Source organism: Rhodanobacter lycopersici, from assembly GCF_040812335.1.
GTDB lineage: Bacteria > Pseudomonadota > Gammaproteobacteria > Xanthomonadales > Rhodanobacteraceae > Rhodanobacter_A > Rhodanobacter_A lycopersici.
Genome location: NZ_JBFOHK010000002.1, coordinates 207,963 through 231,618 on the forward strand (window position 1 = coordinate 207,963; position 23,656 = coordinate 231,618).

The window sequence follows — 23,656 nt, forward strand, 5'->3', positions numbered from 1 at the left end:
GTGCCGTTCGCCGTGCATTGACGCCGTGAATGCGCGCGGCCCCGCATGCTCGACGTTTCGCCGCATGAAATCCCGCCGATGATGGTTTCCTCCGCTGCACCACGGCACTGCCTGCTTTCCAACGGCCAGCTCACCCTGATGATCGATCGCCATGGCGCCGGCTTCAGCCGCTGGCGTGATCTGGCGGTGACGCGCTGGCGCGAGGACCCGACGGTCGATGGTTGGGGCAGCTGGCTGCTGCTGCGCGACGAGGGCAATGGCGAGGTCTGGTCACCCACGCAACAACCGTTCGGCCACGACACGCCCGACGACGCCAAGCGGTTCGAGCCCGGCCGCGCCACGTTCCACCGCCGCCATCACAGCCTGCACTGCATGCTGGAGGTGGCGGTGGCCGCCGATGCGGACGTGGAGTTGCGCCGGCTCACGCTGAGCAACCACGGCGATCGCGTGCGCCATCTGTCGGTCACCAGCTACGCCGAACTGGTGCTGGGTCCGGCGGGCGCGGACGATGGGCATCCCGCGTTCTCCAAGATGTTCGTGCAGACCGGATGGGACGCCGGACTTGCCCTGCTGCTGGCCACGCGGCGCAAGCGTTCGAACGACGAGGCCACGGTCTGGGCCGCACAGGCGCTGCAGATCGCGGGCGCCGAATCCGCCGCATCGGAAATCGAGACGGATCGCATGCGTTTCCTCGGCCGCGGCCGCACGCTGCGCTATGCGCAGGGACTGCAGGCTGGTGCCGCGCTGGGCGGCGGCGTCGGCTGCGTGCTTGATCCGGTGTTCGCGCAGCGCCGCCATTTCACGCTGGCACCTGACAGCGAAGTCACCGTGCTGCTGTGGGCAAGCTTGGCTGACAGTCGCGCTGGCGCGCTGGCGCTGGCCACGCAGGCCGCCGCCGAGGACGCGGCTGCGCGCCTGTTCGACGGAGCCATGCAGCAGGCACAGGCACGGTTGCGGCAATACGGCATCGATGAAGCGCAAGCCGTCCGCGCCGCACACTGGCTGGATGCGCTCCTGGTCAGCGACCCCGCGCAACGCGCTGCGCCGGAGGAAATCGCGCGCGGCCACGGTGGTGCGCCTACGCTGTGGGCCGCGGGCATTTCCGGTGATCGCCCGGTCGCGCTGCTGCGGTTGCGCAGTGAGGCCGACCTGCCCCGCGTGCAGGAGTTGCTGCGCGCCCAGCAGCTGTGGCGTGCCCAGCGCTGCGCGATGGACGTGGTGCTGCTCACCACGGACGATGCCGCCGTTCAGCCAGTGCTTGATCCGCTGGTCAAGGCGCAGCAGGCGCAATTGAAAGCCGGCGATGGCCTGCCCAAGGCGGAGCTGTTCGCATTGCAGGAAGGGACGATCGGCGACGACCTGCGCAACGGCCTGGCCTGCGTGGCGCGGCTGGTGCTGGATGGTGAAGCGGCACCGCGGCCTGCAGTTTCCGTCGCCACACCCGCAGCACCCGCGCCACCGCTGCGCGCCACCAGACCGGCACGCGACGCCGCCGCGGTCGATGCGGCGCCGGAATTCCCCAACGGCTGCGGCGGTTTCGTGGAGCAGGGCCGCGCGTACCGGGTCGAATTGGCCGAGGGCGATTGCACGCCGCAGCCCTGGGTGAACGTGATCGCCAACCCCGCGTTCGGCTTCCTGGTCTCGGCCGAAGGCGGCGGCTACGCATGGTCGATCAACAGCCAGCAGAACCCGCTCACGCCCTGGCCCAACGATCCGGTGAGCGACAGCCCGCACGAGGTGCTGTACCTGCGCGACGAGGACAACGGCGCGCTGTGGAGCGCCACCGCCTTGCCGATCCGCGTCGCCGGCGCGAAGTACGCGGCCACCCATGGCAAGGGCTGGAGCCGCTTCGAGACCGACGCCCACGGCATCGCGCTGGAGCTCGTGCAATGCGTGCCGGTGGACGACGCGCTGAAGCTGGCGCGCGTGCGGCTGGCCAATCGCTCCCCCCGCATGCGGCGCCTGTCGTTCACCGCTTACGTGGAATGGGCGCTGGGCCCGAACGGCGCCGTGTCCGCGCCCTTCGTGCAGACCGCGCGTGACGAGAAGACCGGTGCGCTGTTCGCGCGCAACCGCTGGCGACCGGATTTCGGCGACCGCGTGGCCTTCGCCGACCTGGGCGGGGCGCAGCAGGCCATGAGCGGCGACCGCGCAGGCTTCCTGGGTCCGCTGGGCGCGGTGGATTGTCCCGCCGCGTTGCGTGGCGATGCGCCCTTGCCCGGCCGCTTCGGCGCAGGGCTCGATCCCTGCGGTGCGTTGCAGCTGCGCATCGAGCTGCCGCCGCACACCGAAATCGAATTGCGCTGGCTGCTCGGCGATGCGCCCGGCGAGGCCGCGGCGCAGGCCATGGTGGCCAGATACCGCGCTATCGACCTCGACGCGGTGCTGGCCGCGGTTGCCGTGCAATGGAACGGCCTGCTCGACGCGGTGCAGGTGCGTACGCCCGACCGTGCGCTGGACCTGATGCTCAACGACTGGCTGCTCTACCAGGTCGCCAGCTGCCGGCTGTGGGCGCGTACCGCCTACTACCAGGCCAGCGGCGCCTGGGGCTTCCGCGACCAGCTGCAGGACGTGATGGCGCTGTGCGTGAGTCGTCCCGACCTGGCGCGCGAACACCTGCTGCGCGCGGCCGGCCGCCAGTTCGCCGAAGGCGACGTGCAGCACTGGTGGCTGCCGCCGGACGGGCAGGGCATCCGCACCCGCATCAGCGACGACCGCGTGTGGCTGGCGCACGTCGCCGCGCACTATGTCGAGGTAAGCGGCGACGCCGCGGTGCTGGACGAAGCCTTGCCCTTCCTCACCGGGCAGGCGATTCCCGACGGCGCCACCGATGCCTATTTCCAGCCCGGCAGCTCGGACGAAAAGCCCAGCCTGCACGAACACTGCGCCCGCGCGCTGGACTCGGCACTCACCCGCGGCGCCCACGGCCTGCCGCTGATGGGCACGGGCGACTGGAACGACGGCATGAACGCGGTGGGTGCGGGCGGCCGCGGCGAAAGCAGCTGGATGGGCTGGTTCCTGATCCGCAGCATCGAGGCCTACGCGCCGCTGGCCGAAGCCCGTGGCGACAAGGCCCGCGCGCAGCGATGGCGCGACTACGCCAAGGCCATGCGTGCCGCGCTGGAACAGGCGTGGGACGGTGCATGGTATCGGCGCGGCTATTACGACGACGGCACGCCGCTGGGTTCGGCGCAGGGCGAAGAATGCCGCATCGACACCCTTGCCCAGTCGTGGAGCGTGCTGGCCGGCGCCGCCGATGCGGCGCACGCGGCGCAGGCGATGGCCGCGAACGAACGCGAACTGGTCGACCGCGAACACCGGCTCTCGCGCCTGTTCACACCGCCGTTCGATCACGCGCGGGAAAACCCCGGCTACATCAAGGGCTATCCACCAGGCGTGCGCGAGAATGGTGGCCAATACACGCATGGAGCGGTGTGGTCGATCTTCGCCTGGGCCGCATTGGGTGACGGCGACCGCGCGGGCGAGCTGTTCGGCTACTTCAACCCGATCCGCCACAGCGATGATGCCGGTGCGGTGGCGCGCTACAGGGTCGAACCCTATGTCTCCTGTGCCGACGTGTATTCGATGGACGAGCTGGCCGGCCGTGGCGGCTGGACCTGGTACACCGGCTCGGCCGCGTGGCTGTACCGCGCGGGGCTGGAAGCGCTGCTCGGCTTCCGCAAGCAGGGCGGGTGCCTGCGCATCGATCCCTGCGTGCCGAAGCACTGGCCCGGCTTCGAGCTCGACTACCGGCACCGCGGCGCGCAGCATCTCACCCGCTACGCGATCCGCGTGGAGAATCCGCACGGCGTCTGCCGCGGCGTGGGCGTGCTGGAACTGGATGGCCGGCCGCTGCCCGTGGACGAGCCCGTCGAGCTGGTCGACGATGGTGCCGCGCACGTCGTGCGGGTGCTGCTGGGTTGACGTCCGAAAATCCGAATGGACCGCGTAGGAGCGCACCCTGTGCGCGATGGCTCTGATGCCGGATCGGAGCCAAAGCCATCGCGCACAGGGTGCGCTCCTACAGGGTGATCCGGGGCCTGGCAGATCAGCTTGCCTGCGCGTGGTTCTCGATGTCGTAGGGACTGGGGCGGTCGTCGGCCGACCAGCGCTTGTATTGCCACTGGTACTGGGGGAACGCGAGGTCCACGCAGGCTTCCACGCCGCGGTTGAGCGCGCCGCAGGCAGTGGCGAGGTCGGTGTCGGCGAGGCCGTCCGGCGCGGGCAGGAAATGGATGCGGTAGCCGGCGCCTTTCGGCAGCCGTTCGGCGAAGGCGTACAGCACGGTGGCGCCGGTGCGCGCGGCCAGCCGCGGCAGCAGCACCATGGTCAGCGCCTCGCGGCTGAAGAACGGCGCGAACTCGCCTTCGCCCGCGCGCGGCTTCTGGTCGGGCAGGATGCCCACCGTACCGCCCGCGGCCAGCCGCTTGTACAGCGTGCGCACGCCCGCGCCCTCGGCACGCACCTGCTCCGGCGCCAGCGCGCCGCGCACCTTGCGCAGCAGGCCCTCTACCGCGGCGATGCGCGGCGGCCGGTACAGGATCGCCATCGGCGTCTTGCGGCACAGCCAGTAATTCAACAGTTCCCAGCAGCCCAGGTGTGGCGCGGCGATGATCACGCCCTTGCCCGAAGCCAGCGCGGCGTCGAACAGCGCCTCGCCGCGCACCTCGCGCACCAGCCGCAGCGCGCGCTCGGCGCCGCTGCCCCAGATCTTGATGATCTCGGTGGCCGATTTGCCGCTCTCGGCCAGCGCCTCGCGCAGCAGTGTGGCGCGCGCGGCTTCGTCCAGCCCGGGCCGGGCGATCGCCAGGTTCACTGCCACGTGGTGCGCGGTGCGGGTACGCCGCCCCAGCGCGATGCGGCCCAGCAGCGCGCCGCCGACCTGCAACGTGCGCAGCGGCAACAGGGCGAGGAGACGCAGCAGGAGGTAGACGAGGAACATGTCGGCACGCATCGGCGCAGTGTACGGGATAGCCGTGCTTCCACCGGCCGCGCGGCGCGCTTATGCTGCGCACTTCGCCTGCCATGAGGAGTCTGTCGGACTTTGATTGGCCGGCCTGCGAATCCGTCTGTGTGGTGCATATTTCCGCCGCTTCTTGCCCCATGGGACCACCATGGGCGGTGAATCGTCGAAAATCTGCCCTCACACAGCCGAATTCTCGTCTCGACCATCAAAGCCCGCCAGACTCCAAGGTCGCCATGATCGCCCTGATCCAGCGTGTGCTCTCCGCCCGTGTCGAGGTCGAAGGCGAAAGCGTGGGCGCGATCGGTGCCGGCCTGCTGGCCCTGGTGGCGGTGGAACCCCACGACGGCGAACCGCAGGCGCGGCGCATGCTGGAACGCCTGCTCGGCTACCGCGTGTTTTCCGACGAAGCCGGCAAGATGAACCGCTCGCTCACCGACACCGGCGGCGGCCTGCTGCTGGTGAGCCAGTTCACGCTGGCTGCCGATACCCGTTCCGGCATGCGTCCCAGCTTCACCAGCGCGGCGGCGCCCGAGCATGGCCGACGCTGGTTCGAACGGCTGCTGGAACTGGCCCGCGCAATGCATCCCGCGGTGGAAACCGGGCGTTTCGGTGCCCATATGGTGGTGAGCCTGGTCAACGATGGACCGGTGACGTTCCGGCTCGACACGGGCTGAACGTGCGGCGCGTTGGGACACGTGCAAAACCCCGTTCTGGCGCGATTTTTGCGTGCAGTTCGGCGAACTTTTCCACCTTGAAAACTGGTCAAAAAAGCAGCACATCGCTATAATGTCCGGTTCTTGAACCCTGCGGCGGTCAGTGAATGAACAACAAAGTCCACGAGCAACAGTCCGAAATCAAGGCGCTCATCTCCAAGGGCCTGGAGCAGGGCTATCTGACTTACGCCGAGATCAATGATCACCTCCCCGACGATATCGTCGACGCGGAGCAGATCGAAGACATCATGGCGGTGCTCAAGGGCGTTGGCATCGAAGTGCACGATGCTGCACCAGACGCCGATCCGCTGGCCGACAACGCGCCCGGCGCGAGCGGCGACGACGAGGCCGCCGCCGAGGAAGCCGTCGCCCTGCTCTCCGCCGTGGACGCCGAGGTGGGCCGTACCACCGACCCGGTGCGCATGTACATGCGCGAGATGGGCACCGTCGAGCTGCTCACCCGCGAGGGCGAGATCGCCATCGCCAAGCGCATCGAGGAAGGCCTCGCCCAGGTGCAGCAGGCGCTGGCCAGCTTCCCGCTGACCATCGAACTGCTGCTGGAGGAGTACGACCAGCATCTGGACGGCAAGCGCCGCCTGTCCGAGATCCTCGCCGGCTTCCTCGACCTGGAGGCCGCCGCCGACGCCGCGCGCCTGGAGGCGGAGGAGGCCGCCGCCAATGCCGCCGAGGACGGCGACGGCGAGAGCGACGAGGAGGACGAGGACGACAAGGACGACAACAGCTCCGATGACGAGGAGGCGGGTTCCAGCGGTCCCGACCCGGAAGAGGTCAAGCGCCGCATGGAACTGCTGCGCGACCACTACGGCAAGTTCCAGAAGGCCGCCGCCAAGGCCGCCGGCATCACCGACAAGAAGATCGTCAAGCTGCGCGACCAGATGGCGGAGGAATTCCTCAAGCTCAAGTTGCCCAGCGCACTGATCGACGGTTTCGTGCGCAAGCTGCGCGAGGTGGTGGGCGACATCCGCCACCACGAGCGCGTGCTGATGGACATCTTCGTCAAGCACGTGAAGATGCCCAAGGCCGAGTTCCTCAAGACCTTCCCGAGCAACGAGGGCAATGTCGAGTGGGCCGCCGAGCTGGGTCGCAAGCGCCAGAAGTGGTCGCCCAACGTCAAGACCCACCGCGAGTCGATCGACGCCGAGCAGGAGAAGCTCGCCGCGATCGAGAAGAAGCTGTTCCTGCCGCTCACCGACATCAAGGAAATCAACCGGGCGATGGCCTCGGGCGAGGCCAAGGCCCGCCGCGCCAAGAAGGAGATGGTGGAGGCCAACCTGCGCCTGGTGATCTCGATCGCCAAGAAGTACACCAACCGCGGCCTGCAGTTCCTCGACCTGATCCAGGAAGGCAACATCGGCCTGATGAAGGCGGTGGACAAGTTCGAATACCGCCGCGGCTACAAGTTCTCGACCTACGCCACCTGGTGGATCCGCCAGGCGATCACCCGCTCGATCGCCGACCAGGCGCGCACCATCCGCATCCCGGTGCACATGATCGAGACGATCAACAAGCTCAACCGCATTTCCCGCCAGATGCTCCAGCAGTACGGCCGCGAGGCTACGCCGGAGGAGCTGGCCAAGGAAATGGAGATGCCCGAGGACAAGATCCGCAAGGTGCTGAAGATCGCCAAGGAACCGATCTCGATGGAAACGCCGATCGGCGACGACGAGGACTCCCACCTCGGCGACTTCATCGAGGACAGCAACGCCTCCTCGCCGATCGACTCGGCCACCGAAACCGGCCTGATGGAAACCGTGCGCGACGTGCTCGCCGGCCTCACCCCGCGCGAGGCCAAGGTGCTGCGCATGCGCTTCGGCATCGACATGAACACCGACCACACGCTGGAAGAAGTCGGCAAGCAGTTCGACGTCACCCGCGAGCGTATCCGCCAGATCGAGGCCAAGGCGCTGCGCAAGCTGCGCCACCCCAGCCGCTCCGAGCAGCTGCGTTCCTTCCTCGACGTGGATTGATCCCGCGGCACCAAGGCGGGCAACGACGACGGCCGCGCAAGCGGCCGTCGTCGCATCCGGCCCGCGCTCAGCCCATGTCGTAGAAGAACTGCTCGCTCACCACCTTGCCGCCTCGCACGCGGTACACGCCGATCTCCGCCATCTGCGTACGGCCGCGGCCCTTGAAGGTGACGTCCATCGCCATCGCCACGCTGAACCAGTCGCCTGCCACCACCGGCTCGCTCACGTCGTGTGCGTGTATCGCTTCCACCATCGCGGCGAACTGGCGGCCCTTCTCGTAGATCGCCTCCAGTCCCTGCGCATCGCCCAGCGCCCCCGCAGGCGCGCCCGGCATCTCGATGCTCACCGCATCCTGCGCGTACAGCTCCCGCTGCGCCTGCTCGTACTCGCCCTTGCGGCACAGTTCGGCCAGTCGCTTCGCCACGGCTTCGGTATTCATGTGGGGATCTCCACAGGGATTGGACGACCAGACTATGCCGATCTGCTGACAGCATGCTGTCAGCAGCCTCGCTCGCTCGATGGTCGCGCCCTCCCCGCCACCCGGGCCTATAGCTCAACGGTTAGGGCAGGGGACTCATCGAAAGGTGCCGCCATGCAGGAATGCGTGGACGGGAAAGGATAAATTCAAGGAATCCTCAGCAGCGCACACACGGCGATGGCAAGCCTGAGCCAACAATGCAAAAGCGATCCGCACGATCAAGCAGTTCGATGCCACCCGCAAGCGCATCCGTCAGATCGAGGTCAAGGCGCTGCGCAAGCTGCGCCACCCCTGACCGCTCCGGGCAGTTGCGGTCCTTCCTCGACGCGGATCGATGCTGCTCGTCTACGATGCCTCTTTCAACGGACGCGCATGCGGCCGTTGTCTTTTCGCAAGCCTCGGCCCGCCGTGGCCATCTCGGGGGGATGTTCCTCCGCGTGGCAGTTGGCGCACAGCAGGATGCATTTGGCCAGTTCGTCCTCGATCTCGGCCATGCTTCGGTTCGAGAGCGCACGCAGATCGAGGTTGAACGATTTGTGCGAGGGCTTGCGATGGCGCCAGGTCAACGCCGCAAGATTCGCGCGATAGCCGCACCTCGCGCAACACCCGCCAGCGGCTTCCACCAGTTGCCGCTTGCGCAACAGGCCGCGCGACTGCTGGTTGGAATAGTTCTGGTGACGATAGTTGGTATCCCGGTTCTTGCAGGTTCGCGAGCAAAATCGGCGCTGCCTGCCTGCCAAGGGGGCACCGCACACCACACAGCCAAGTTCGGATTTCATACAAAGAGCATAATCCGAAGCGTGCGCGTAGCGTGGTTTTGCCTGCGGGCGTTGCTACCATGTGCGAACGGGCCTATAGCTCAACGGTTAGAGCAGGGGACTCATCGAAAGGTGCCGCCATGCAGGAATGCATGGACGGGAACGGGATGAATTCAGGGAAACCTCAGCGGCGCAAACGCGGCCGGTGGCAACCCTGAGCCAAGCCGCCGGTACACCGGCGGAAGGTGCAGAGACTACCTGGGGGCTTGAGTGCCCTTCATCACAGGCTGGAGCGTCCCGCACCCTATCCGCTCCACGGAGCGACGGGTGAAGAGATAGTCCGCGCCGAAGGGAAACCCTCGGATCACGCGAATCCCTTGGTTCCAGGTTCGAATCCTGGTGGGCCCACCAAACGCGCCAGCCAATCCTCCAACTGCTGTGCACTTACCCATAACTTGGCCGCATGCTGCAGCAGGCCAGCATGCTAACGGCTGCTAATCAGCAGATCGGGACCAGAATGCCTTTGCCTTGCCGAACCTCGTGACCAGGCGTCATCGCAGTTCTTCGCGGTGAGGGATCGCCTTGTTTCTGCCGACAAATGGCTAGCGGTTCTTTAACGACAGGCATGATCTATTCGCCCCGAGCCCACGAGTTCAGGGGAAGTTTATGCACGATGCCATCGCAACCGGCACCGATGTCTGGACCCATCGGGTATTGGCCACCATCGCGCGGAACCTGGGCGACGGTGGCAGCGGGGATGTCGCCTCACTGGCGCATTCGCTTGCGCAATCGCCGTGGTGGGAGGGTTGCCCCACCGCGGCTGGCGTGCTTGCTGGCGCCGGCGCGAACCGCTACCGGCGGTTGTCGCTGAGGCATCCGCAGGGTCCGGACGACTATGCGGTGCTGCTCATCGCGTGGCCGCCCGGGCATGCCACGCCGATCCACGACCACGACGGCCTGTGGGGCATCGAGTTGGTGCTCGACGGCGCGTTGCAGGTCGAATCGTTCGCCATCGCGGTGACGCCGTCGCTGCAACTCGTGCCACGGGGGACGGCGCCGCTGGGCATCGGCGACCATGCCGCGTTCTCCGACCAGGACTACGCCCACCGGTGCCGCAACCTGTCCGGGCAGCGCCCGGCGCTGACACTGCATGTGTACGGCGGCGCGCTGGAGCGGTATCGCGCCTATGACTGCGATGCCGCCGGCTGTTGGGGCAGCGTTCCGCAACGCGCCGAGCTGGAGCTCGCGAACCACTGATTCCACCCACGGAGGAGACATGCCGGGCGACTCGTCGAGGGATGAGCCGCACGATCAGATGTCCCCGTCCAGCAAACAGGACACCATGCATGACTGACATTGCCATCATCGGTGGCGGCGCTGCCGGGGCCGCCGTCTTCGGCGAACTGCTGCGACGGCCGGATCGCCAGGGCGCCGTCCACTGGATCACCGGCTGCCAGGCGCCGGGACGCGGCGTGGCCTACGCGACCAGGGACGAACATCACCTGCTGAACGTGCGCGCCGCCGGCATGGGACTGTTCGCGGACCAGAAGGACGATTTCCTGCAGCACGCAAGCCGCAGCCTCGGCCACGCGCAGGGCATCGACTTCCTGCCGCGTCGACTGTTCGGCGAATTCATCCAGGCGCAGGTGCATGCGCGCATGAGCGAGGCGCAGGCGCACGGCGCGAGGTTCCATCTGCACCACGCCAAGGCGCTGTCGGTGCAGCGGACGGCGGAGTCGCGCTATCGCATCGGCCTGGAGCATGGCGATGCGCTCACGGTCGATGCGGCGGTGCTGGCGATCGGCGCGCTGGCGCCGCGTGCGCTCAGGACCGTGTCGGTCGAGGCGTTGAACAGCGGCGCCTACATGCTCGATCCGTGGAACCAGGACGAACCGGCACGTCCGCCGCGTCGTGTGCTGGTGATCGGCACCGGCCTGACCGCGGTCGACACGCTGATTTCCGCCGCCACACGCTGGCCCCGGGCGGAACTGGTAGCCGTATCGCGCCACGGCCTGCTGCCGTTCCGCCACCAGCCGGTGCCGCTGGCGCCCTATCCCTACCAGGACGATCTCAATGCCGCCCTGCTTGCGTGCGATGGCGCGGCACCGATGATGCGGCTGGTGCGCGAGGCGATGGCCAACGCGCCCGGCACGGACTGGCGTGCGGTGATCGACGGCATGCGGCCGGTCAACGCGAAGCTGTGGCAGGCCCTCACGCTGGCGCAGCGCCGCCAGTTCCTGCGGCACGTCCGTTGGGCGTGGGAGGCATCGCGCCACCGCACCGCGCCGGCCTCGTTCGAGACCGTGCAGGCGCTGATCGACTCCGGCCGCCTGCAGGTGCATGCCGCCCGCGTGCTCGCCGTCGATGGCCGCGGACCGCTGGCCGTCACCGTGCGCAGCCGGGCCACCCAGCTGATGAGCACGATCGAGGCGGACCGGGTGCTCCAGGCCACCGGGCTGGACACGGCCGTCGCGTATGCGCGCGACCCGCTGCTGGCGCAACTGCTCGACGAAGGCGTGGCCACGCCCGATCCGCTGCAACTCGGCATCGCCGCCGAACCCGACGGACGCCTGCTGGATGCCCGGGGCCAACCGCAGCCGCGGTTCTACGGCATCGGCTCGCTGTTGCGCGGCAACCTGTGGGAATGCACCGCGATGCCGGAAATCCGCACGGCTGCCAACCGGCTGGCCCGAGCTCTCGCCGAACCGGGCGACGCCGCGGATCTGGACATCGCTGCACGGGCCTGAACCTGTAACGAAACACCTGCGTTCGGGCATCCGGACGGATCCGGTATTTCGACATGTCCACATGGCAGCGCCCCAGGGTTCTGCTTGGCGCTGTAGGTGCATACCTATACAGTGCGTACGTGTGCTGCCTGGGCGATTGGGTCAGACAGGCCGATCGACACGGAGCTCGCTGACAGCCGCGTCAGGGAATGCCGACATTAGCCCCATCCGTTTTCCTGCATTCTGTACTCGCCCCAGGAGTTTGGCGATGTGCCTGCAGCTTGAGGCAGCCAATGACCAGGGCCTCCTTTGACCCAGCCCAAGGCGTCCGCCGATGAGCATCCTGTTCGCGATCAGGGAAGATGATGCCGGTATGTGGTGCATCTGCCGCGGGCAGACCTGTCTGGCGAGCCGCCTGACCTTGGCACGAGCCATCACTGAAGCGCGCAAGCTGGCGCGGGATCAGCACACCCAAACCGGCTTGACCACCTCCGTGGATCTGGTCAGCCCGGAAGGCACGACCCGCCTGGGCCACTATGCCCGCCCCAGCGCCGAGTCCGACGACACTGCCGTGGCCTGACTTCGGGGCAAGTGCCCGTGACCCGGCGGCTCGGGCAAGCTTGCGAAAAGTGGGCAACTGATGCTGACGTCAAACATGCAGGCGCCCTGATTCAGCCGCTCAAGTCACTTTTCGGTGGCTGGCAGGCAAGCGCCCCAGCCATTCCTCCAGCTGCCTCAGCACCTGGCCGCGGCCGGGTTCGGCCTCGTTGAACAATTCGTGGTAGAGCCCCGCGAAGTAGCGCGTGGTGAGCTGTTTCGTGCGTGCGGCAGCAGCGGAAAAATCGCGGCTGCCGCTGGCGTCGACCAGCGCGTCGTCGCCGGCCACCAGCAGTAGGGCGGGCACTTCGAGGCGACTGGCGTCGGCGATGCAGGAAGCACCGGCACGGAAGATGAAGTCGGCGAGGCGCGGACTGACGCGGTCGTGGCAGAGCGGGTCGTCGCGGTAGGCGGCCACCACCTGCGGATCGTGACTGAGGCGTTCCAGGTCGAGGCCGTTGCGCAGCGGCAGGTTCGGCAGCAGGTGCGCCAGCGTCGCGGCCAAGCGCTGCAATCCCCTGGAGGCGTGGCTGCGCAGCGCGGGCGAGGACAGCACCAGCGCCTTCGGCGTGATGCGTTCGTCCAGCACGGCACGCAGGGCGACCAGCCCGCCCATGCTGTGGCCTAGCAGCAGTGGCGCGCTGCCGAGCGTGCGCGCGTAGTCGGCGTGCACCACGGACAGGTCCGCCGGCAGGTCGTCGGGATGGTTGAGCACGCCGCGTGGTCCGGCGCTTGCCCCATGGCCACGCTGGTCGAAGGCGCGCACCGCGTAGCCATGCACGTTGAGCCAGCGCGCGAGCGGTTCGTGGCGGCCGGCATGCTCGCCCAGTCCGTGCACCACCAGCACGCCGCCGCGCGCCTGCGGCAGCGGCCAGTCGTGCAGGCGCAGAGGCTGGCCGTCGGGCATCTGCAGCCATGCCGAGCCCCGCGTCTGTTCCGTGTCGTGCGCCCTGCGCGCCAAGTGGTCTCGCTGCTTCACGCCTGCTTTCCGTCATCGGGTGCGATGCATTGCCGCATGCTGCCTGCCGGGAAGGGTGCGGCTTCTCGCGCGCCCTTCCCGGGACGTCGATCAATGCTCCGTCACCCGCAGGTCCTTGGTCAGCAGACCGAGCCTGCTCTTCATGAAGGCCTGCGGCTGGTTGCCTTCGATGCCGTAGAAAGCGGTGTACAGCACCTTGGGCGAGGTCGCCCCGGCCTGTGCGGCCACGACATCGATCTTCATCAGGCTGTCTTCGTAGCGTGCCACGCCGTTGTAGGGATATTGGCGTCCCGCCAGCTTGGGCCACTTGTCGCTCATGGCTCCATCGATCCCGGGCGGCGGTTCGACGAAGCGTTGAACGTCGACATTGTTCTTGTTCGAACCCTCGTCCTCCCAGAGATCCATGACCGTCGCGTCCCAGACCGGCTTGTCGCCCTCCAGAACGACCCGGAAGCCAAGCCACAGCTCGCTGCGGGGCGTGATTTTCTGCACGTCGGAAGTGAGCGAATAGGCGACGCGCTGCGAGGCGTAACTGAAGCGGTGGCCGTAGTCGAAGTCGATATGGATATTGTGGAATGCGGCCGGCAATGACGAAGCCTGCCCGAGGAATTCCTTCCATTGCGCCAGGTTGCCGATAAAGGAGACGTCGATGAAGTCGGTCAGCGCATCCAGGTCGAGCTTCGTGTCGTGTTCATTGGCCGCCGGCACGATCCGGATCAGCATCGCGCTGCCGTCAGGAACCGGCAGCGAGTACGCCACGACCAAGGCGTTCGCGTAAGGCAACGGCCATGCATCCACCTTCCAGGAACGCTGCCAGCGATCCACGTGCACCGTCTCGGACGTCGGTTCGCCGAGCGAGGTGATCTTGGTCTTTTCGCCCGCCACCGCGCGCTGGAACATGCCGGTCCTGGCAAGCAGATCCATCCGCAGTTTCGCGTCGCCGTAGAATTTGGCTCCAGCCATGTCGTCGGGCCGGGATATGTGGACGAGCATGTTTCGGCCTGTCAGGGCGATATCCACGTAGCCGTTGTCTTCGAGCGCGAAATTCCGCGACTGGTAGCCCGCCCGGATCCATTTGCCATCGCTGCCGCGGACGATCAGCCTGGGCGTGCTGTTGACCTGCGTCTGCTCATACAGCAGGGATGCCGAATCCTGGCCGTTCGGGAACAGGTCGGCAGACTCCTTGGCAAGCAGCGCCTTCAGCTGTGTCTCGCTGGTGGCATCGAAACGTGTCTGCAAGTTGCGATAGAAATCGGCAAGTCTCATCGGCAGCGCGAATTCGTCCTTGAGACTGCCGTTCTGCAGCGTGTTGAAGATATCGAGCTGGTAAACCATGCGCGAATCCATCACCGCTTTGTCGTCCGTCGCCTGCAGCACCTCGGTGATCGGCAACGCGTAGTTGAGGTTCTCGTTGGCCGACTTCATCAGCACCACGCCGATCACCTTGCCGCTTTGGTCCAGCAACGGGCCGCCGCTGTTGCCGGGCGAGGCGGCGGCGGAGAAGCGCATCCACTTCCAGGCGCCGTCCTGTTCCTCCGGCGTGTCGGAGGTGTACAGGCCGTCGCGGATCACCACGCCGGTGCCGAGCGCATTGCCCACCGCGTAGACCGCCGTGTTCAGGGCCGGCTTGGCATCGATGGCCAGCGCCGCGTCGCTGGCGGGTTGCGTAGCCAGCGTGAACACCACGAAATCCTTGCGCAGGGCGAATTTCTCGATCTTGTCGATCGCATAGACATTACCCTTGGAATCGCGCAGCGCGGGCGGCCCCCATAGGCTGTCCAGCCCGGCGAGCAGCACGTGACCGGCGGTGACGTAGCGGCCGTGGCCGATCGCGAACGCGGTGCCGATCGAGTGGTACTTGTCGGTGCGTTCCTGATAGGGCAGCAGGTCCAGCGGCAGCGGCTTTTCGTAAGTCAGCGGATCGCTGGCCGGCTTGGCCTGCACCACCTCGAACGTGGCGGCCTCGATCTTCGGCAGCGCCGCCGGGTCCAACGTGGCGGCCCGTGCGGACGGTGCCCCGCACAAGCCCGACACCAGCAGCAGGACCAGGCCGGCTTGTGCGAAGCCGCGGGCAGCCTTCTTGTGCCATGTACGCATACATGTCCTTCGCATGAGGACCGGCGCCGCGGACTCCCCTCGGCATCCTCGCGGGCGACGGCCAGCGCGCATCTTGGCACGGCAATGCATCGCATGCATGGCGGTTGGCGGGCAGGCGCGGGCGCGTAGAATCCGAAGTCCCCGACCGCCATCGCGCCCCCTTGCATGCCAGCGGATGCCCGCCTGCCGAACGGTTTCCATCCTGCCGTAACCGCCTGGTTCGCGGGCCGTTTCGCTGCGCCCACCGCGGCGCAGGCGCAGGCGTGGCCGGCGATCCGCGACGGCGGCCACGTGCTGGTGGCCGCGCCCACCGGCTCGGGCAAGACGCTCACTGCCTTCCTCGCTGCGATCGATGCGCTGGTGCGCGAGGGCGTGGCGAACGGCGGCGCGCTGCCGGACGAGACAAGGGTGGTCTACGTGTCGCCGCTGAAGGCGCTTTCCAACGACATCCACGTCAACCTGGAAGAGCCGCTGGAAGGCATCCGCGTCGAACTGGAAAGGCTTGGCCTGCCCGAGGTGGCGATCCGCACCGCCGTGCGCACCGGCGACACACCGCAGGCCGAACGCGCATGGATGCGCAAGACGCCGCCGCACATCCTCGTCACCACGCCGGAGTCGCTGTACATCCTGCTCGGCTCCGCCTCCGGCCGCGAGATGTTGAAGAACACGCACAGCGTGATCGTGGACGAAATCCACGCCGTGGCCGGCAGCAAACGTGGCGCGCACCTGGCGCTGACGCTGGAGCGGCTGGAGTCGCTGTGCCAGCGGCGGTTGCAGCGGATCGGGCTGTCGGCGACGCAGAAGCCCATTGAAGAGGTGGCGCAGTTCCTCATCGGAGCTGCTTCTACTCCCTCTCTCCTTTGGGGAGAGGGCTGGGGTGAGGGGTCGCTCTTGCGACAATCTACTTTAGAGCACGCTCTTGGAGATGCCTCCGCAAGCACCCGCCCCTCATCCGACCCTTCGGGCCACCTTCTCCCCAAAGGGGAGAAGGGAGAATCGTATTGCACCATCATCGACACGGGCCACGTGCGCAAGCGCGACCTTGCCATCGAAGTGCCGCCGCTGCCGCTGGAAGCGGTGATGTCCAACGACTGCTGGGAGCTGGTCTACGATCGCATCGCGCAACTGGTGCAGGCGCATCGCACCACCCTGGTGTTCGTCAACACGCGACGGCTGGCCGAGCGTGCGGCGCGCCACCTGTCCGAGCGGCTGGGCAAGGAGGCCGTGGCCGCGCACCACGGCAGCCTGGCCAGGGAGCAGCGCCTCGACGCCGAGCAGCGGCTGAAGCGCGGCGAGCTGGCGGTGCTGGTAGCCACCGCTTCGCTGGAGCTGGGCATCGACATCGGCGACGTGGACCTGGTCTGCCAGCTCGGCTCGCCGCGCTCCATCGCGGCCTTCCTGCAGCGCGCGGGCCGCTCCGGCCACCACATCGGCGGCACGCCGAAGGCGCGGTTGTTCCCTGCCACGCGTGACGACCTGGTCGAATGCGCGGCCCTGCTCGACGCCGTGCGCCGCGGCGAACTCGACGCGCTGGTGCAACCGCCGCAGCCGCTGGACGTGCTGGCGCAGCAGATCGTGGCCGAAGTGGCCTGCCGCGAATGGGACGAGGACGCGCTGTACGCGCTGGTGCGTGGTGCGCATCCCTACCGCGCGCTGGCGCGTGCGGATTTCGACGCGGTGGTGCGCATGCTGGCCGAGGGCTTCACCACCCGCCGCGGTGCGCGCGCCGCGTACCTCCATCGCGATGCCGTGCATCGACAAGTGCGCGCGCGGCGCGGCGCGCGGCTGATCGCGCTCACTTCCGGCGGCGCGATTCCCGACACCGCCGACTACCTCGTGGTGCTGGAGCCGCAGGCCACGGTGATCGGCTCCGTGCACGAGGACTTCGCGGTGGAAAGCCTTGCCGGCGACATCTTCCAGCTCGGCAACACCAGCTACCGCATCCTGCGCGTGGAGCGCGACCGCCTGCGCGTGGAGGATGCGCACGGTGTGCCGCCCAGCATCCCGTTCTGGCTGGGCGAGGCACCGGGGCGCACGGATGAGCTCTCGTTCGCGGTGTCGCGATTGCGCGAGGAAGTGGATGCCTTGCTTGAACCCCTCTCCCTTCGGGCACGCGGGGAGGCGCCATGGATGGCGCCGGCTTTGAGGAGCGAGGAGAGGGGCAGGGGTGAGGGTTCGGTTTTCGCCGAGCTTTCTGGCACAACCGAACCCTCACCCCCAACCCCTCTCCCAGAGGGAGAGGGGAGCAGGGCGCTGGTGTGGCTGCGCGACGAACTCGGCCTGGGTGAAGCCGCCGCGCGGCAACTGGCCGATTACCTCGCCGGCGCGAAAGCCGCGCTGGGCGTGCTGCCCACGCAATCGACCCTGGTATTCGAGCGCTTCTTCGACGAATCCGGCGGCACCCAGCTCGTCATCCACTCGCCGTTCGGCAGCCGCATCAATCGCGCCTGGGGCCTGGCGCTGCGCAAGCGCTTCTGCCGCCAGTTCAATTTCGAACTGCAGGCGGCGGCCACCGAGGACGCGATCGTGCTGTCGCTGTCCACCAGCCACAGTTTTCCGCTGGAGGAAGTGGCGCGCTACCTGCATTCGAACAGCGCCGAGCACGTGCTGGTGCAGGCCCTGCTCGACGCGCCGCTGTTTCCCGCGCGCTGGCGCTGGAACGCGGTCACCGCGCTGGCACTGCCGCGCTTCGCCGGCGGCAAGAAGGTGCCGCCGCAACTGCAACGCATGAAGAGCGAGGACCTGCTCGCCGCGGTGTTCCCCGACCAGGTCGCCTGCCTGGAGAACATCGTGGGCGAGCGGCAGATTCCCGACCATCCGCTGGTGGCGCAGACCCTGCACGACTGCCTGCGCGAGGCGATGGACGTGGATGGTCTGCTGGATCTGCTGCGTCGACTCGAAGCCGGCACCATCCGTCTTGTCGTGCGCGAGCTCGCCGCGCCCAGCCCGCTCGCCGGTGCGGTGCTCAACGCCGCGCCCTATGCCTTCCTCGACGATGCACCGCTGGAGGAACGCCGTACCCGCGCCGTGCGACAGGACAGCCCGGTGAATGCCGGCGATCTTGGCCGGCTCGATCCCGATGCGATCACTGCGGTACGCGAAGAAGCGTGGCCCGAAGTGCGCAGCGTCGACGAGATGCACGAGGCGCTGGATGCGCTGGGTGGCATCACCGCGGACGAGGCAGCGGCGAACGAAGGATGGAGCGACAAGCTGCGCGCGCTGGCGAAGGACCAGCGCGCCACCCGCCTGTCTCCCTCTCCCCTCCTGGGCACCCGGGGAGGCGCCATGGATGGCGCCGGCTCTGAGGAGCGAGGAGAGGGTTGGGGTGAGGGGACAGTCTCGCCAGAACCCGCATCGAAGCAGGCTCCTGGAGACGCTTCCGCGAGCACCCGCCCCTCATCCCAGCCTTCTCCCCGGAGGGGAGAAGGAGATGGCGACGTGTGGGTCTGTGCGGAAAAACTGCCGCTGTGGCAGGGCGTGCATCCCGAGGCCCCGCTGCAGCCCGCGATCGTCGCGCCCGCCGAACATGCAGCACGGGCCTGGACCCGCGAGGACGCCTTGCGCGAACTGGTGCGCGGCCGCCTGCTGGGCCTGGGTCCGATGACGGTGGGCGCACTGGCTGCGCCGCTGGGCGTGGCCCCCGCCGACGTGGAGGCGGCGTTGCTGCGCCTGCAGACCGAGGGCTACGTGATCCAGGGCCGGTTCGACCCGGACATGGCCGAAACGCAGTGGTGCGAGCGTCACCTCCTCGCGCGCATCCACCGCTACACGCTGGGCCGCCTGCGCCGCGAGATCGAGCCGGTGAGCCGGCGCCAGCTGGTGCGTTTCCTGCTCGACTGGCAGCACGCGAGCCCCGCCACGCAACTGCGCGGCCCCGACGCGCTGTCGGCGGTGCTGGCCCAGCTGGAAGGCTACGAGGCGGCGGCTGGGGCCTGGGAGGCGGAGATCCTGCCCGCACGCATCGCCGACTACTCGGCCAGCTGGCTGGACGGGCAGTGCCGCGCCGGCCGCATCGGCTGGAGCCGGCTGCGCGCGGGTGGCGGCAGCGGCCCGGTGCGCGCCACGCCCATCGTGCTGCTGCCACGTCGGCAGATGGCCGTCTGGACGGCCGTCGCGCAAGACGATTCGCCGCAGGAAGGCCTGCTGTCCTCGCGCGCGCAGGCGGTGGCCGACGCGCTGCGCGAGCACGGCGCGCTGTTCTTCGACGAACTGCAGCACATCGCCCACCTGTTGCGCACCGAACTGGAGGACGCGCTGGGCGAGCTGGTCGCCGCCGGCCGCGCCAGTGCGGACAGCTTCGCCGGCCTGCGCGCGCTGCTGCTGCCCGCGGCGAAGCGCGAGGCGCCGCGGCATCGGCGGATGCATCGGCATGTATTCGGCGGCATCGAGGATGCGGGGCGCTGGTCGCTGGTGGCTCGTTCCCTTCTCCCCGCTGGGGAGAAGAAGGTGCCCGGCAGGGCGGATGAGAGGCGGGTGCTCGCGGGAAAGTCGGATGCAGCGTCAGCGCAAGACCAGCCCCTCACCTCAATCCTCTCCCCGAAGGGGAGAGGAAGCGATGGCGGCGCTTCGCGCGATGTTTATTCGATGGAAGCGGAAGCCGTGGAGCACGTGGCGCGCGCCCTGCTGGCGCGCTACGGCGTGGTGTTCTGGCAGCTGCTGGAACGCGAGGCGCCGTGGTTGCCGCGCTGGCGCGAGCTGCTGCGCGTGTATCGCCGGCTGGAGGCGCGCGGCGAGATTCGCGGCGGCCGTTTCGTGGAAGGCCTGGTGGGCGAACAGTTCGCGCTGCCCGCGGCGATCGCGCCGTTGCGCGCGATCCGCCAGCGCGCGGACGATGGCGAGCTGGTCGTGGTCGGCGGTTGCGATCCGCTGAACCTGCTGGGCGGCGTGCTGGCCGGCGACAAGGTGCCGGCGGTGCCCGGCTCGCGCGTGCTCTATCGCGACGGCATGCCGCTGGCCGCGCAGGTCGCGGGCAAGTTCGTGCCGCTGGCGGAGCTGTCCGCCGCAGAGACGCAAGTGGCGAAGCAGGCGCTGCTGCAGCGCGCGTGGCGCACGGGCGGAGATGCGGGGCCGCGCGCCGCGGCGGCCATTTGATCCATGCCGGGCATGGATGGGCGCCGTCGCGGCGCGGACAAAAAAAGCCGCAGCCCTCGCGGGCTGCGGTGGGGAAGACGAAACGTTGCCGGTGCCTCGTGCTGAAGTGATGCTCAGAAGTCGTAACTGATCGACATGCGCACGTAGCGCGGCGCCTGCCGGTAGACCACGCGGTCGTAGCTGTCGGTGGGTACCGCGCCGGTGCTGCCCCAGCCGTAGCTGAGCAGGGTCGGGCGCTGCTGGTTGAGCAGGTTGAACACGTACAGGTCGAAGGCCAGCTTCCTGCCCGCCCATGCCGGCCGGTATTCCACGTTGGCCGACAGCTGCCACTGCCAGGGCAGGCGCCCCGCGCGGCCCGGCGGCTCCGCCTGGTGGTTGCAGAAGTAGTAGGCCGAGTAGCCGTAGCTGATCGGGTCGGGGTTGCTGTCGTCGTAGCCGTACGAGCCGAGGCAGCTCTTGGGCGCGCCCGAGCTGACCGCGAGGTTCGCGCCGACCAGCCATTCGGGCGCCAGCTGGTAGTAACCGTTGAACTTGAACTGGTGGCGGCGGTCGCTGGCCTGGTCGCCGTTCGAGTTCACCATCAGGGCGGGGTCGTCCCACGAGGTGGTCGCCGAGATGTCGGACTGGCTGACGTCGGTGCGCACCTGGCCTTCGGTGTTGCCGTAGCTGCGCGAGAACACGTAGTTGAAGGAACCGTACCACTTGCCGTCGAACGGATGCTCCAGCTTGAACTCCAGGCCGTAGTACTTGCGCTTGAGCTGCGGGAAGCCGTAATCGGCGTTGCTCACCCGCACCGTCTGGTGCGTGCCGGCGTTGGTCAGCAGCACGTAGTCGTTGGCGACGCCAGGGTTGAAGATGCGGCAGCCCTTGAGCGGTGCGAGCGTGCTGGTGTCAATGCCCTGTGCCGCGGCGGCGGCGAGGATCACGTCGGTGTCGCAGACGTCGTCGATCGCGCTGCGCAGGTTGCGCACCGTGCCCTTGACGCCATAGACCCAGGCCGGGGTGAGCTGCTTCTCGAAGCCCAGGATGTACTCGTCCTGGTATTCCGACTTCAGGTTCTGCGCGGCCACTGTGGCCGGGTCCGGCGCCACGCCCAGCTCGCCGTCGGGCGACACCGGGTGGTATGGCGGCAGTTCGGTCAGGCCGGTCGGCGTGCCGTCCGCATTGATGCCGGTGTAGGTGTAGTAGTGGTTGGTGTACAGACTGCCGCCGGCGGCGCGGATGGCGACCTGGTTCGGCAGGGCGAGGTAGTAGCGGCCGACGTTGCCGAACACCTTGAAGCTGGCATCGCCGTCCACGTCCCAGGCGAAGCCCAGGCGCGGCGCCCACTGCGGCTTGGTCTGCCGCACGTAGGGCTCGCTGTTGACGTTGTAGTTGGTGAACGTGTCGTTGCGCAGGCCCAGTTTCAGCAGCAGGTGGTCGTTGACCTGCCACGCGTCCTCGACGTACTGCGCGCGCTGCACGGTGCGCGCCGAGGCCATCGCGTTGTACGAATACTGGCTGACGTAGTAGCCGGTCCCGCCGCCCGGATAGCCGACCGGGGCGGGCACGCCGTGCGCCGGATCGATCGGCGCGGTCGGGTCGTTCGAGGCGTTGTGGTAGATCCACCAGTAGCCCGGGCCCGAGGTGAGCGAACCCTGGTCGATGGCGCGCGCCACCTGGTTGTCGATGCCTGCGCTCAGCGTGTGGTCGCCCAGGTGCCAGGCCAGGTCGATGCGCAGGTTGGTGGTGCGGTTGGCGGCGCCGGGGGCGTTGATGTAGCCGAACGGCTGCGGGCTCTTGACCGGGTTGCCGCCCACGATCGCCGGGTTCTCGGAGGTGATGCCGCTGATGTACGTCTTGCTCGGGTCGTAGCCCGGGTAGTCGGTGTAGTTCACCTGGCGCATCTTGCCGTAGAGCACGTTCAGGGTGAGGTCGTCGGTGAGGTAGCCGGTGTACTTCAGCACGCCCATCTTGCTGCTGTTCTTGGTGGGCGAGCCCAGCGAGCGGAAGCCGCCTTCCGTGTCGGTGGCGTAGTCGTAGTTGTACTGGGTGGAGTCGTACGTTGTCTTGGACGAGGCGGCGGTGAACTCGAGGATGTTGCTGTCGGTGATGTTCCAGTCGACCTTGGTGTACCAGCGCGGCATCTTGTACGCGTACTGCGTCTTGTACGGCGCGTCGATGCTGCCGACGCTGCTGCCCTGCTGGCGTTCCGACTCGTAGGCCGCGTACAGGAACAGCCTGTCCTTGATCAGCGGGCCGCTGAGGTAGCCGCTGACGTCGGTGTCCCAGCTGCTGTTGTGCGCATAGCGGCCGTACAGCTGGCCACGCTTGCTGCCGCTGACGTAGTAGGTGTTGGCCGTGTCCGCGTGCAGCGAGCGCGGCGTCCACGACGCATGGGCGCCGAAATGCCATTCGTTGCCGCCGCGCTTGCCCACCTGGCTGATCACGCCGCCGTCGGAGCGGCCGTACTGCGCACCGTAGCCGCCGGACAGCACCTCCTGCTGCTCGATCGCGTCGTAGGGCAGCTGCATGCCGCCGATGTTGGTGAGCGGATTGCTGGTGTCGAAGCCGTTGATGTAATACGCGTTCTCGCTCACCGAGGAGCCGCTGAACGACACCGCGCTGCCGAAGGCGGGGCTGCCCGCGACCACGCCGGGCGCCAGCATCGCCACTGCTTCCGCGTTGCGCGCGATCGGCAGCTTGGCGAGCTGGGTCGCGGTGATCACCGTGCGCGAATCCACGCTCGTCACGTCGATCGCGGGCAGGGCGCTGGCACTGACTGTCACGCCGGAAAGGCTCTTCGCGTTGTCGCTGCTGGCAGCGGTGGCCGCGAACGACACCTGGGTGCTGGTACCCACGCGCAGCTCGACGTCGCGGCGCGCGTCGAGCGTCTGCCCGCCGCGCTGCAGGCTGACCGTGTAGTTGCCGATCGGCAGCGCCGTGGCGCTGAACCGGCCCTGCGCGTCCACCGGAACCTCGCGCAGCAGGCCCGAAGTGGTGTTGCGGATCTGCACCGTCTCGCCCTGGGCGGCCGGGGCGGTGCCGAAGATGCTGCCGGTGGTCGACTGCGCCATGGCGAGTCCGTTGCCGGCCAGCATCAGGGCGACGCCCAAGGCGGTACGGCGGCATCGGCTCAACGAAAGGTTTTCTTGCGAATTCATGTGTTCGGATCCCTGCAACGTATGAAATGACAAGTAATCGAAATATCGCGGCCGCATCGGGCCGTGCCGCACAAGAGCCTTGTGCAGCAAGCAGGACAGAAGAATCTCGCGCTCCCCAAA

The 23,656-nt window shown here is 68.0% G+C and carries 12 protein-coding genes and 3 pseudogenes; 9 read left to right on the forward strand and 6 right to left on the reverse strand.

The genetic code is table 11. The features are described from left to right. Positions 1 to 78: 78 nt before the first annotated feature. Positions 79 to 3,924 (forward strand): GH36-type glycosyl hydrolase domain-containing protein, encoded by a 3,846-nt coding sequence (locus ABQJ54_RS07950; protein ID WP_367853761.1) that lies wholly within the window; start codon positions 79 to 81, stop codon positions 3,922 to 3,924. A 124-nt stretch (positions 3,925 to 4,048) separates the two neighbouring features. Here ABQJ54_RS07950 and ABQJ54_RS07955 read toward each other — a convergent pair whose 3' ends face one another. Continuing rightward, positions 4,049 to 4,954: an LpxL/LpxP family acyltransferase gene (locus ABQJ54_RS07955; protein WP_367853762.1), complete on the reverse strand. Its 906-nt coding sequence runs from the start codon at positions 4,952 to 4,954 to the stop codon at positions 4,049 to 4,051. Between the two features lie 245 nt (positions 4,955 to 5,199). Here ABQJ54_RS07955 and dtd point away from each other — a divergent pair, with 245 nt between their 5' ends. Further along, a complete protein-coding gene (gene dtd, locus ABQJ54_RS07960) occupies positions 5,200 to 5,640 on the forward strand; it encodes a D-aminoacyl-tRNA deacylase (protein ID WP_367853763.1) in 441 nt (146 codons plus the stop codon). 146 nt (positions 5,641 to 5,786) lie between these two features. After that, the gene (gene rpoD, locus ABQJ54_RS07965; RefSeq protein ID WP_367853764.1) at positions 5,787 to 7,667 is read left to right on the forward strand and encodes an RNA polymerase sigma factor RpoD; all 1,881 of its coding nucleotides are present in this window, start codon (positions 5,787 to 5,789) and stop codon (positions 7,665 to 7,667) included. 67 nt (positions 7,668 to 7,734) lie between these two features. Here the strand turns inward: rpoD and ABQJ54_RS07970 are convergent, their stop codons facing one another. Further along, entirely contained in the window at positions 7,735 to 8,106 is a 372-nt protein-coding gene (locus tag ABQJ54_RS07970) for a SnoaL-like domain-containing protein (protein ID WP_367853765.1), read from the reverse strand. Between the two features lie 259 nt (positions 8,107 to 8,365). Between ABQJ54_RS07970 and ABQJ54_RS19125 the strand changes: the two are divergent. Further along, positions 8,366 to 8,477: pseudogene (locus tag ABQJ54_RS19125) on the forward strand (sigma factor-like helix-turn-helix DNA-binding protein); the annotation flags it as partial. Between the two features lie 27 nt (positions 8,478 to 8,504). Here ABQJ54_RS19125 and ABQJ54_RS07980 read toward each other — a convergent pair. Further along, positions 8,505 to 8,924, reverse strand: coding sequence for a hypothetical protein (locus ABQJ54_RS07980; RefSeq protein ID WP_367853766.1), 420 nt, complete (start codon positions 8,922 to 8,924; stop codon positions 8,505 to 8,507). Between the two features lie 645 nt (positions 8,925 to 9,569). On the opposite strand from ABQJ54_RS07980, the gene ABQJ54_RS07985 reads away from it, so the two are divergent. The 3 genes from ABQJ54_RS07985 to ABQJ54_RS07995 all read left to right on the forward strand — a co-directional run bounded on the left by ABQJ54_RS07985 (position 9,570) and on the right by ABQJ54_RS07995 (position 12,209). Next, on the forward strand, positions 9,570 to 10,160 hold the full coding sequence (locus ABQJ54_RS07985; protein ID WP_367853767.1) for a cysteine dioxygenase: 591 nt from the start codon (positions 9,570 to 9,572) through the stop codon (positions 10,158 to 10,160). Between the two features lie 89 nt (positions 10,161 to 10,249). Beyond that, positions 10,250 to 11,650 (forward strand): FAD/NAD(P)-binding protein, encoded by a 1,401-nt coding sequence (locus ABQJ54_RS07990; protein ID WP_367853768.1) that lies wholly within the window; start codon positions 10,250 to 10,252, stop codon positions 11,648 to 11,650. A gap of 313 nt (positions 11,651 to 11,963) precedes the next feature. Further along, positions 11,964 to 12,209, forward strand: coding sequence for a hypothetical protein (locus ABQJ54_RS07995; protein WP_367853769.1), 246 nt, complete (start codon positions 11,964 to 11,966; stop codon positions 12,207 to 12,209). A 99-nt stretch (positions 12,210 to 12,308) separates the two neighbouring features. Here the strand turns inward: ABQJ54_RS07995 and ABQJ54_RS08000 are convergent, their stop codons facing one another. Together ABQJ54_RS08000 and ABQJ54_RS08005 are read right to left on the reverse strand one after the other, a co-directional pair. Then, positions 12,309 to 13,205: an alpha/beta hydrolase gene (locus tag ABQJ54_RS08000; protein ID WP_367853770.1), complete on the reverse strand. Its 897-nt coding sequence runs from the start codon at positions 13,203 to 13,205 to the stop codon at positions 12,309 to 12,311. Positions 13,206 to 13,295: 90 nt separating this feature from the next. Further along, entirely contained in the window at positions 13,296 to 15,302 is a 2,007-nt protein-coding gene (locus ABQJ54_RS08005; protein ID WP_367853771.1) for a S1 family peptidase, read from the reverse strand. A 165-nt stretch (positions 15,303 to 15,467) separates the two neighbouring features. On the opposite strand from ABQJ54_RS08005, the pseudogene ABQJ54_RS19130 reads away from it, so the two are divergent. Next, positions 15,468 to 17,438, forward strand: a pseudogene (locus tag ABQJ54_RS19130) (DEAD/DEAH box helicase); the annotation flags it as partial. Positions 17,439 to 17,552: 114 nt separating this feature from the next. Beyond that, positions 17,553 to 20,393 (forward strand): annotated as a pseudogene (locus ABQJ54_RS19135) (Lhr family helicase); the annotation flags it as partial. A gap of 113 nt (positions 20,394 to 20,506) precedes the next feature. Here the strand turns inward: ABQJ54_RS19135 and ABQJ54_RS08015 are convergent. Continuing rightward, the gene (locus ABQJ54_RS08015; protein ID WP_367853773.1) at positions 20,507 to 23,536 is read right to left on the reverse strand and encodes a TonB-dependent receptor; all 3,030 of its coding nucleotides are present in this window, start codon (positions 23,534 to 23,536) and stop codon (positions 20,507 to 20,509) included. Positions 23,537 to 23,656: the final 120 nt, after the last annotated feature.

Coding starts and splice junctions, on each gene's coding strand:
- ABQJ54_RS07950 (WP_367853761.1), top strand. CDS start 79: ATGATGGTTTCCTCCGCTGCACCACGGCACTGCCTGCTTTCCAACGGC.
- ABQJ54_RS07955 (WP_367853762.1), bottom strand. CDS start 4,954: ATGCGTGCCGACATGTTCCTCGTCTACCTCCTGCTGCGTCTCCTCGCC.
- dtd (WP_367853763.1), top strand. CDS start 5,200: ATGATCGCCCTGATCCAGCGTGTGCTCTCCGCCCGTGTCGAGGTCGAA.
- rpoD (WP_367853764.1), top strand. CDS start 5,787: ATGAACAACAAAGTCCACGAGCAACAGTCCGAAATCAAGGCGCTCATC.
- ABQJ54_RS07970 (WP_367853765.1), bottom strand. CDS start 8,106: ATGAATACCGAAGCCGTGGCGAAGCGACTGGCCGAACTGTGCCGCAAG.
- ABQJ54_RS07980 (WP_367853766.1), bottom strand. CDS start 8,924: ATGAAATCCGAACTTGGCTGTGTGGTGTGCGGTGCCCCCTTGGCAGGC.
- ABQJ54_RS07985 (WP_367853767.1), top strand. CDS start 9,570: ATGCACGATGCCATCGCAACCGGCACCGATGTCTGGACCCATCGGGTA.
- ABQJ54_RS07990 (WP_367853768.1), top strand. CDS start 10,250: ATGACTGACATTGCCATCATCGGTGGCGGCGCTGCCGGGGCCGCCGTC.
- ABQJ54_RS07995 (WP_367853769.1), top strand. CDS start 11,964: ATGAGCATCCTGTTCGCGATCAGGGAAGATGATGCCGGTATGTGGTGC.
- ABQJ54_RS08005 (WP_367853771.1), bottom strand. CDS start 15,302: ATGCGTACATGGCACAAGAAGGCTGCCCGCGGCTTCGCACAAGCCGGC.
- ABQJ54_RS08015 (WP_367853773.1), bottom strand. CDS start 23,536: ATGAATTCGCAAGAAAACCTTTCGTTGAGCCGATGCCGCCGTACCGCC.